The following is a 7451-nucleotide window of genomic DNA, read 5'->3' as shown; positions in this document are numbered from 1 at the left end:
CACAACATGGCTGAAAGCTTAATACTTGAAGGGCGGAGGGAAAGAACATTCCCTAGAACAGTTAAGCCTAGACCACAGCGGTATGCTAAGAACAAAAATGCCGTTCACTCTTAAGTGAACGGCATTAGCCATTAGGTGGCCTTTTTTGTGCCTGTCATTTCGCTTCAAACTCCCTTCTATTTATCAGTAGAGTAAATAACGTAAGTTAATCCCCTGTTCATCTTTAAATCCGTATATTGGTGTCATCAACTTTTTGGACATGCTCACCATTGGAGGTATCGATGGATATCAAAAGCTTACTGAACCAAGCACTTAAATCAGATCTCGTAAAACAAGGTACTCAGAAACTTTCACAAGGGTCTTCAAGTTTAAGTGGCCTTTCTCAAGGCAGCAATGGCAAGAGTAGCAGTAAAAGTACACTCGGAGCCTTCGGTGTAGGCGCAGTTGGCGGAGGACTCTTAGGTGCGTTAATGGGCTCAAAGAAAACCAAGAAAATGGGTAAGAAAGCCGCTGGTATTGGTGGCGCAGCGGCACTGGGTGCACTCGCTTACAAGGTCTATAACGATTACCAGTCTAAACAAGGCCAAACACCGAATGCCGAACAAGCTCAATTTGATGAGAGCGACTCAAACCATAGTGTGCTGATTCTAAGATCGATGATTGCTGCGTCCAAAGCCGATGGTCATGTCGATGAGGAGGAAATGGCCAAGATCGAGCAAGCGGTCGAAAATATGGGCGCGGACTATCAACTGACTAAACTGGTCTCTGAAGAACTGCACAAGCCACTCGACCCAAGTGAGATTGCTCAGCTCGCAACTTCACCTCAACAAGCGAGTGAGATCTACTTAGCCTCTTTGATTGTGGCTGACGAGCAGAACTTTATGGAGAAGGCCTACCTCAAAGAGTTAGCTAAGCAACTCAACCTTGCAGATGAAGTTACTTATCAACTTGAACAGCAGATATCTAGTTAAGCGGTCAATATTAGGCCAATCAATAAATATCATGCTAAGCCGCAAATACACGCTAAGTAGCAGACTAGCAAAGTGATACGTTGAGCATTAACAGAATGAGATATTGAGCAAGAACAAACTAACTCTGAACTTAATCAGATCCACTTTGTTTTTGCTTATCTCTATGTGTATATTGAGATCAGTTATCATTTGGTTAGGTATAAAAATGAAAGTATACGATTGTTGTGATTTGGTGCGTGAACTGTATTCTCAAATTGGCAGTGGCGACCAAGGCTATATCCCTAAAGCGATCACCTGCGCGGTAAAAACATTGAATGACCTTGCTGCAGATGAATCTCTTCCTAAAGAAGCACGTGAGCGCGCTGCATTTGCCGCAGCCAATCTGCTGATCTCAGATTTCGAGGACTAATATGAACCTCGCTAATTTTGAAAAGATGGACTCTGTGATGTTGATGAGCATCGTCAACATGAAGCTACGTGACGACTTCGGTGGTGACTTGGATCGAGTAATCAACTTCTACGAAATCGACAAAGCAGCATTGATCGCTAAACTTGCGTCTGCTGGTTTTGAGTACCTTCCAGAAGCCAAACAATTTCGATAGTCATTTAGAACAAGCTTGATTTTGAAAGGCCAACCTCAGTGTTGGTCTTTTTTATTGGTGATACGTATTGGATAAACATGTAGTTAGCCAGTTATAAATTATCTGTCTACATCTATACTTTTATATCTTAGAGTCAATGAACGCTCCTTGAACCTAAGCGTATTGTTGTATACGCTACCTCAAATAGCTTATAAAACTCATCATCCAATCTGATGGTATCGAAGGATTAACAATGAAAAGACTCGGACTTTTGGCAGTTTTCGCTGCAACACTGACTGCAGGTTGCGCTTCAAATACTCAGCAAGACAACTTTCGTGAAGCCTCTTTTGAGCTGTGTAATACCGAAGTCGATATCTACTCAGTAAGCCATGATGAGCGAATTCGTATCGTCTGTTCTGATGGTTCTAAATTCGCTTTGAACAGCGAAGATACGCTAGAAGTAATGCGTGATATCAACATCGACTATTGTGATGGCGAAGGCTTAGGTAAATTCAACGAGAGCCGTAGCTACTACTCGTTTAGATGTAAGTCAGGTACTTTACTGAGCATCAAAAAGTAAAACCGATACCAACAAACAGCAAAGGGTTGATGTGCAAACATCAGCCCTTTTTTATTACCTGCCTTTCTGTATTCTCAGATAACCCAACGCTCATACCGACCAATACAAAAAAGGCTCCCAACAGGAGCCTTTCAAATCGTATTTTTCAATCAAATAGCTTTAGTTCAAGGAACAGGTGCAGAATCTTCAACACCTTTCCCTAAAACAAAAAGGGACTCAATGAGCCCCTTTAAAGTATTTTTCAAAGTAGTCGTTTGAAATTCTAGGAGAGCACGCGGAGCTTACGGATGTAAGTGAGCATGCTCGACAACGAAGTTCAAATTACTACGCAGAAAAATTAAGCGTAAACCGGTAGACGCTTACAGATTTCTAATACTTTTGCTTTAGTTGCTTCGATAACAGACTCATCACCCATGTTATCTAGGATGTCACACATCCAACCTGCTAGCTCTTTCGCGTCTGCTTCTGAGAAACCACGACGAGTAATAGAAGGAGAACCGATACGGATACCTGAAGTAACGAACGGGCTACGTGGATCGTTTGGTACTGAGTTCTTGTTCACTGTGATGTTAGCTGAACCTAGTGCCGCATCTGCTTCTTTACCTGTGATGTCTTTGTCGATTAGGTCAACTAGGAACAGGTGGTTCTCTGTAGAACCTGAAACGATGTTGTAACCGCGTGCTAGGAATTCAGCCACCATTGCTTTTGCGTTAGCAACAACGCGAGCTTGGTATTCCTTGAACTCTGGCTCTAGAGCTTCTTTGAACGCTACTGCTTTACCAGCGATAACGTGCATTAGAGGACCGCCTTGGCCGCCAGGGAATACTGCTGAGTTTAGCTTTTTGTAAAGATCTTCACCTTCGTTAGAAAGAATAAGACCACCACGAGGACCAGCAAGCGTTTTGTGCGTTGTCGTTGTTACAACGTGAGCGTGTGGAACTGGGTTCGGGTAAACGCCTGCAGCGATTAGACCGGCAACGTGAGCCATATCTACGAAGAAGTAAGCACCTACTTTGTCAGCGATTTCACGCATGCGCTTCCAATCACAAACTTGAGAGTAAGCTGAGAAACCACCGATGATCATCTTAGGTTTGTGCTCGATAGCTAGCGCTTCCATCTCTTCGTAATCGATTTGACCTGCTTCATCGATACCGTAAGGGATGATGTTGTAAAGCTTACCAGAGAAGTTTACTGGAGAACCGTGAGTTAGGTGACCACCGTGCGCTAGACTCATACCTAGAACAGTATCGCCAGCATTCAGTAGTGCCATGTATACAGCGTTGTTTGCTTGAGAACCTGAGTGAGGTTGTACGTTCGCGTATTGAGCGCCAAACAGTTCACATGCACGTTCGATTGCTAGAGTTTCAACTTTATCTACGAACTCACAACCACCGTAGTAACGCTTACCAGGGTAGCCTTCAGCGTATTTGTTTGTAAGTTGAGAACCTTGAGCTTCCATTACACGTGGGCTTGTGTAGTTTTCTGAAGCGATAAGTTCGATGTGCTCTTCCTGACGAAGAGTTTCTTCTTGGATAGCTGCGAATAGGTCTGCATCGTAATCAGCAATGTTCATGTCACGCTTAAGCATCTGTATCTCCTGACTCAGATTGTACTGAAAGTTTCAAAAAAACCACACAACGACCGAAAGCAAACGTTTCCGTCACCGTTTTGATGTGACGTATTCTACATAATTTGATCTAGGTCATAAAGAGCTAATTGCAATTTTATCATGCAGTTTTTTCATAATCACATATAAGATTCATCATGGTTATTAAGCTTATCCAACCAAAGATGACGCTTACTGTCAATTTTACGCTTTACACCCTGTAAAACGCAGATTACATAGGTTTACCTTAATTTTGCCCCTCAAGCTACCGAAAGCTAAGGTTTTTCTCTACTATGCACGCCTTTATTGGTTAGGTAATTATTAAAACGATGGAAAAACACTCACGTAAAGAAGATTGGGTAGCTATTCTCACTGGCACGTTTTTAGTGGCGTTAGGCGTCTTCTTTTTACAGTCAGCGAACCTGCTTACCGGTGGTACTACTGGCTTGGCTCTGCTTTTGAGTCAATTCTTACCTGTAACCTTCGGTATTTTGTACTTTGTGGCCAACTGTCCATTCTATTTATTGGCATGGAAACGATTTGGCCGTAGTTTTGCCATTAGCAGTGCAATTGCTGGTGCGTTAGTTTCTGTGTTTGCCGATCATTTATACCTCGTTATCTCACTAGAAGTTCATAACGAGATCTACTGTGCTGTTGCCGGTGGCTTGTTAATGGGCTTAGGTATGTTAATCCTATTCCGTCATCGCTCAAGCTTGGGTGGCTTCAACGTATTATGTCTGTTCATCCAAGACCGCTATGGCATCTCTGTAGGTAAAACTCAGATGGGCATTGATGCCTGTATTCTGTTTGCGTCTTGCTTCTTCGTATCGCCTTGGGTAATTGCCGTTTCGGTATTGGGCACCGCAGTATTAAACATCGTATTAGCAATGAACCACAAGCCTACTCGTTACTCGGTGAATTACGCGTCTTAATACCCATCCCCCTATGAATTACTAGCTGTTTTTAGTAACAAAAACAGCTAGTATTTAGGTTTTATAAACCGTCGCCTTTTCTATGCAAGATTACCTCTCCAGCGCCAAAGACCAACAAGCCTCTATTTATATTGAAGGCTTGGAGTTCAACCCCAACACACGAGTCTTAAGCTGCGACGAGCAGGTCATTGATTTAGAGCCTCGTTCTATCGAGCTCTTAGAGTTATTTCTTACCAGCGTTGGTCAACCGCTCGCCGCCGAGCACATCATTGAATCTGTCTGGCAAAGCAACTTCATTTCCAAAAATGTTCTGACCAACCGAATCAGTACGTTACGTTCAGTACTTCAAAAACACCTGCCTGATAGCGACGCAACCAAAATACTAGTGACTTACCCACGTAAAGGCTATTTTCTAAACCCAAACTCGGTTAGTTTTGCCGCGACCTCCCCTGAAACTGCACCGAATGATGCAGAACTGGAATCTCCAGTCAGTCAAGAAGGGAATAGATCTAATCCAGTTAACCCTTGGTTAATCGTGGTGTCTTTGGCTTTGCTGATCAGCACTGCGGTAATGGGTTACATGCTTTGGCAATCTCCCACTCGCGCTTCAGAAATTGAACGTGACCAACGATTGATTCCTAAGGTCGAGCTTCTCCTGAACCGATTGGATGCCATTGGTGAGAATTCCAGAAAATACCGAAAAGTCGTAAAAGCATTATTACTTCAACAGCAGATTGAATACGCCTACACTGATCTTGCTAACCAAGATGCGCCAAGCTACTTCCTTGACCCTATTGATAGCTCTCCCTTCTTTCCGGGCGCAAAGAACATGCGTACCAGTGATTACCTGCTTAACATCCAGCTCAAAGATCAAGAAGTGGACAAACGCCTTATCGCAAAGATAAGCCTGATTTACCCAAACTCAGGGAAGCTCGCATTTGGTGGTGTTTACTCTATTGATGTCAATAATATCAGCAGCAGCCTTATGGAGATCAACCGAGAGCTAGCTAACTACTTTGCACTGCCAGCACCATTACCGCCAGAATGGTCAGTCGACAATGCCGAAGTCAGCGAATTGCTAAGTGGAAAAGCCATAGCGCTGGATGGCATCAAGCTCAATACCATGACGTCGACTCTGATTGCGCGTCAACTTGCGCTATTTGAAACAGATCAGAAGAAGCTCGTCGCGTTCACTAACCTTGTTCAAACTCGTTTTAACCGACTACCAGACGAACTGAAGCTGTGGCTTGGTATCATTCATTTCAAACTAAGAGACCTGCAAACCGCAAAAGAGCTTCTTACCAATACCTCAGGCAACTCTAAGATCGAAAATGCGTTGGTTTATATGATGGTTTCTCATATCGCTTATAAGCAAGACAACATGGAGAAGTTTCGCCTGAACTACATGGAGTCTCTAGTTGCCTTATTGAGAGTGGTTCCATCCGAAGATCTATTCGCCCGGCTATCCAAACCAGAATCAAAATCAACCTGCCTGCAACCTTGGAAGAGCTTGAAGCTAAGCGTTAAAGACCCACTTATCATAAAACAGTGGGAAAGCTTAATGCTAAATTACTGCACAGCTGTTGGGCAACAGTTCTCAAATAAAAACAAAAAACCATTTAAAATAAACAACTTAAACATAAATTAAGATCTTATGTGACTTCGTTTTTTGCCCTATTTACTCTTCAAACAATAACATTCCTAAAAACATAGAGCCCACCAAGGGCTTCCAACTTTAGGAATGTTCAACATGAAAAAAACAATGACCCTGCTAGCGACCTCTCTCTTTGCTCTCTATGGTTGTGGCGGCGGAGGCGGCTCTTCTTCTGGTTCAACAGATGATAACAAAGGTCCAAACAATCAGGTTGATTACCCAATTGCGAGCTCTGAATTTGCCCCTAAATCAGAAACAACATTGGGCTACTCATTTACCACAGATGGTCAGACTGAAGGCTTGATGACAATGAACTTCACTCCTGTAAGCGGTGAACTCATTATTGCAGGGTTAAAAGAAGAGACCGGCAATGAAGAGGTCGTTCAAGTTATCAATGACCTGATCAATTACGGCATCACCGAATTTTATGTTTCTGAAGGCATCATGACGAATGCTGAAGGTACACAAGAAGACGGCAGCATTTATTTTGCAGGCCCCGACCGTGGGTTACACGAAATCACCAACGCTTACTTCATTGGTAGCCAATACATCACGAGAATGATGTACAGCAGCCCAATGTTCCGTTTGAAAGGAACAGACGTAAGAGAGAGTAACCCAATCATTGATATCAGTGAGGAAACCGTTTCGTTACAAGTCACGTTAGATGGCGAAGCAGTCGCTAACATGCTGAATGACTTTGAAGACCACTCGTGGGTAGAAAGCCTTCCAACTAACGCCTCGTGCCGAGTCACATGGCAACAACAGATTGAAGAAACAGGCGTACGTAAGAGTTTCAAGATCTCTGATAAATCGATCGAAGCTGCGAACCTAACGGAGAAAAACACCTACAACATCAACTGTGAAGGTATGGATTCCGCAGAATTTGGCACATCATCAGAGCGCTGGTTCAACCCAAGTATCGGCTTAATTGAACAGATTGAATTGATGTCTGTAGAACAATCTACTATTGAAGAATCAGCAGCGATACTGACCTCAATTAGCTAGCCTTGACTTAGATTCACTAAACCTAAGCTTAACCGCGAGCTAACTGCAAACAATAAAAAAGGCTTTGGGGAGCACTCCAAAGCCTTTTAACAGCCGAATCCTTTAAGGGGAATGAGAATCAA

At 43.2% G+C, this 7451-nt stretch carries 8 protein-coding genes; 7 read left to right on the top strand and 1 reads right to left on the bottom strand.

Features of this window, described 5'->3' with window-relative positions; translation table 11 throughout:
• The first annotated feature begins 281 nt into the window (after window positions 1–281).
• The 4 genes from L3V36_RS10535 (at window position 282) to L3V36_RS10520 (ending at window position 2132) form a co-directional block, all read left to right on the top strand.
• Complete coding sequence (locus L3V36_RS10535) at window positions 282–971, top strand: tellurite resistance TerB family protein (RefSeq protein ID WP_102447348.1); 690 nt, start codon at window positions 282–284, stop codon at window positions 969–971.
• A gap of 205 nt (window positions 972–1176) precedes the next feature.
• Window positions 1177–1380: a YaeP family protein gene (locus L3V36_RS10530; RefSeq protein WP_008222923.1), complete on the top strand. Its 204-nt coding sequence runs from the start codon at window positions 1177–1179 to the stop codon at window positions 1378–1380.
• 1 nt (window position 1381) lies between these two features.
• Window positions 1382–1573: a DUF4250 domain-containing protein gene (locus tag L3V36_RS10525; protein ID WP_017088997.1), complete on the top strand. Its 192-nt coding sequence runs from the start codon at window positions 1382–1384 to the stop codon at window positions 1571–1573.
• 232 nt (window positions 1574–1805) lie between these two features.
• Window positions 1806–2132, top strand: a complete 327-nt coding sequence (locus L3V36_RS10520) for a hypothetical protein (protein WP_004736794.1) — start codon at window positions 1806–1808, stop codon at window positions 2130–2132.
• Window positions 2133–2469: 337 nt separating this feature from the next.
• On the opposite strand, the gene glyA is transcribed toward L3V36_RS10520, so the two are convergent.
• Window positions 2470–3720: a serine hydroxymethyltransferase gene (gene glyA, locus L3V36_RS10515; RefSeq protein WP_017072688.1), complete on the bottom strand. Its 1251-nt coding sequence runs from the start codon at window positions 3718–3720 to the stop codon at window positions 2470–2472.
• Window positions 3721–4067: 347 nt separating this feature from the next.
• On the opposite strand from glyA, the gene L3V36_RS10510 reads away from it, so the two are divergent.
• The 3 genes from L3V36_RS10510 (at window position 4068) to L3V36_RS10500 (ending at window position 7329) form a co-directional block, all read left to right on the top strand.
• Window positions 4068–4670, top strand: coding sequence for a YitT family protein (locus tag L3V36_RS10510; protein WP_016784986.1), 603 nt, complete (start codon window positions 4068–4070; stop codon window positions 4668–4670).
• A gap of 82 nt (window positions 4671–4752) precedes the next feature.
• Window positions 4753–6318, top strand: coding sequence for a winged helix-turn-helix domain-containing protein (locus L3V36_RS10505; RefSeq protein WP_102447349.1), 1566 nt, complete (start codon window positions 4753–4755; stop codon window positions 6316–6318).
• Between the two features lie 102 nt (window positions 6319–6420).
• Window positions 6421–7329, top strand: a complete 909-nt coding sequence (locus tag L3V36_RS10500) for a hypothetical protein (protein WP_102447350.1) — start codon at window positions 6421–6423, stop codon at window positions 7327–7329.
• Window positions 7330–7451 lie beyond the last annotated feature (122 nt).

The organism is Vibrio sp. G-C-1 (assembly GCF_021728015.1).
GTDB lineage: Bacteria > Pseudomonadota > Gammaproteobacteria > Enterobacterales > Vibrionaceae > Vibrio > Vibrio splendidus.
Note: the sequence above shows the minus strand (reverse complement) of the source record. Positions and strands in the feature narration are given on the sequence as shown.

Excerpts from the sequence above, each read along its gene's own strand:
- L3V36_RS10535 (WP_102447348.1), top strand. The coding sequence starts at position 282 with ATGGATATCAAAAGCTTACTGAACCAAGCACTTAAATCAGATCTCGTA.
- L3V36_RS10530 (WP_008222923.1), top strand. The coding sequence starts at position 1,177 with ATGAAAGTATACGATTGTTGTGATTTGGTGCGTGAACTGTATTCTCAA.
- L3V36_RS10525 (WP_017088997.1), top strand. The coding sequence starts at position 1,382 with ATGAACCTCGCTAATTTTGAAAAGATGGACTCTGTGATGTTGATGAGC.
- L3V36_RS10520 (WP_004736794.1), top strand. The coding sequence starts at position 1,806 with ATGAAAAGACTCGGACTTTTGGCAGTTTTCGCTGCAACACTGACTGCA.
- glyA (WP_017072688.1), bottom strand. The coding sequence starts at position 3,720 with ATGCTTAAGCGTGACATGAACATTGCTGATTACGATGCAGACCTATTC.
- L3V36_RS10510 (WP_016784986.1), top strand. The coding sequence starts at position 4,068 with ATGGAAAAACACTCACGTAAAGAAGATTGGGTAGCTATTCTCACTGGC.
- L3V36_RS10505 (WP_102447349.1), top strand. The coding sequence starts at position 4,753 with ATGCAAGATTACCTCTCCAGCGCCAAAGACCAACAAGCCTCTATTTAT.
- L3V36_RS10500 (WP_102447350.1), top strand. The coding sequence starts at position 6,421 with ATGAAAAAAACAATGACCCTGCTAGCGACCTCTCTCTTTGCTCTCTAT.